The sequence below is a fragment of the Vibrio sp. D173a genome (assembly GCF_030248475.1).
This window is the reverse complement of sequence record NZ_JAHGAH010000792.1, coordinates 1-1,251: the sequence shown is the minus strand read 5'-3', so window position 1 is coordinate 1,251 and position 1,251 is coordinate 1. Positions and strand designations below refer to the sequence as shown.

The 1,251-nt window shown below is 43.1% G+C and carries 2 protein-coding genes; both read right to left on the bottom strand.

Translation table 11 applies throughout. From position 1 onward, the window contains the following. The coding region (locus KIV40_RS29335; protein ID WP_375164906.1) for a DUF2607 family protein at positions 1-283 on the bottom strand (283 nt) is incomplete at its 3' end. Positions 284-374: 91 nt separating this feature from the next. Continuing rightward, on the bottom strand, positions 375-926 hold the full coding sequence (locus KIV40_RS29330) for a YtfJ family protein (RefSeq protein ID WP_285352755.1): 552 nt from the start codon (positions 924-926) through the stop codon (positions 375-377). Positions 927-1,251: the final 325 nt, after the last annotated feature.

Sequence of the window (1,251 nt, the reverse complement as noted above, 5' to 3'; positions counted from 1 at the left end):
TCTTCACGGCTGGTGAACGAGCAAGATAAGCAAAGTATAGTCTTTGTAGCTTACGAGCTGGTTCACTGGTTAGGACAATGAAATCGATATTTAATTCAGGAAGTTGTGGTAAATCGTGAGCGAAACCAAACTGACTGGCAGAAAACAGTTCACACTGATGATGAGCGTGATGGGATGGGTCGATGTCTACGATGTGGTGCGCCACTGACCAAGACAGCATGATCATCAGCCCTAGCATGCAGAGGACTGAACGTCTGGTTATATGTGAATGGGCTCGCCAAATCATGATGATGATGGACCACAAAAGAAAAAAGGACACTGTTATAATATAACAACGTCCTTTCAAGAAATCTCGTAAAAGAGAGTAATAATTATTAAAGATTCACTTTAATAAGTTGAATAACTTCAGCAACTTCGGTTTCGCTTAACGCCCCTTCTTTTACAAATAGGACTTTACCTTGTTTGTCTTGAACGATAATGGCTGAGCTCTCTTCTTTTAGCGCCCATGCTGAAGCTGCCGTGCCTTCTTCATCCAGTACCATTGAAGACCAAGGAAACTCTTCCTTGCTGCTCTCAGCTGATGACTTTACAAAAGAACCGGTTCCCCAAATCGCATCGTCTTGGTTGATGATGGTCGTGGTTTGGTAAGCATCTTCTGGGAACTCAGAGGCAGTGATCGCGGCCATTAGAGGCGCGTTGAGCTCTTTAGAGCTGCTACGACCCGCAATAGCTTGAACGACACGTACTTTACCTAACATGTCTTTGGTCGCCCAAGGTTGGTAGCCTGTTGAGCCGTCGTTTAGGGTGATTTCACCATGAGCTGTAACACTCACTGCAGGTAGAGTTTCGCCAATAGATAGATTGTGAGCGTTGGCAAGTAGTGGAGAGGCTGCGGCTAATAAAGCCAGTAGAGTTTTGTTTTTCATTATATTTTTGTTCCGCTTGTTGGTTTGCCCTCGAAGTATAATATGAAATAAACAAAATGCCTCGCTTACTTTTTTATCGTATGGCTGTCAAAAGGTGTTGCGGAGTTGTTACTAAAGGGTATAATGCAGCTATATCAAGGGAATCGACAGGTTTTCTTGCTGTAAGCCAACGGATTTGGCTATTTGAAGGTATAAATAATGTGCTATTGAGATGTAACATTTGCCCTTCCTAAAATATTGCCCACACATTTAACACAGTGGGCAACCTATGAATACTGGCCAACATGGTATTTACCTAAAACGTCAAAAGCGCACGCTACTGCAA